Raw genomic sequence first — 541 nt, 5'->3', positions numbered from 1 at the left:
AAGAAGTGGTGGAGCTAAGCAGGATCGAACTGCTGACCTCCTGCGTGCAAGGCAGGCGCTCTCCCAGCTGAGCTATAGCCCCATATCTGGGTCAACACGTTAGCTAGAACATTTAAGTGATTTGACTAGGCGTTGTTTAGCGACGTTTGCTTGTGCAAATGAGCTAATCAACAACAACGTCAAGCGCTTAAATTGGTAGGTCTGGGCAGACTTGAACTGCCGACCTCACCCTTATCAGGGGTGCGCTCTAACCAGCTGAGCTACAGACCTATTTTATGCTTGCTCTTCTTATGATTTCATCGTTACTTTCGGTAAATGCTTGTCATTATCAGGCGATAACTCCTGCGCATTAACCTCAAGTGCCTTGAACTCATTTCGAATTACTTCGCTTAAACACTATCTAAGCGGCATTGTCCGAAGCTACATGTTAGGACTTCTTCTTCATATTCGTTATCAGTGCAATTTGTGTGAACACTCAACAAAGCGTTTGCTTTACATTCAAGATAAGGAGGTGATCCAACCCCAGGTTCCCCTAGGGTTA

2 tRNA genes are annotated in these 541 nt (G+C 45.5%); both read right to left on the bottom strand.

The features are described 5' to 3' along the window. Window positions 1–6: 6 nt before the first annotated feature. Window positions 7–82, bottom strand: a tRNA-Ala gene (locus ACSLUH_RS19485). A 111-nt stretch (window positions 83–193) separates the two neighbouring features. Next, window positions 194–270 (bottom strand) — tRNA-Ile (locus ACSLUH_RS19480). Window positions 271–541 lie beyond the last annotated feature (271 nt).

The sequence above is a fragment of the Thalassotalea ganghwensis genome, from assembly GCF_053485795.1.
Note: the sequence above shows the minus strand (reverse complement) of the source record. Positions and strands in the feature narration are given on the sequence as shown.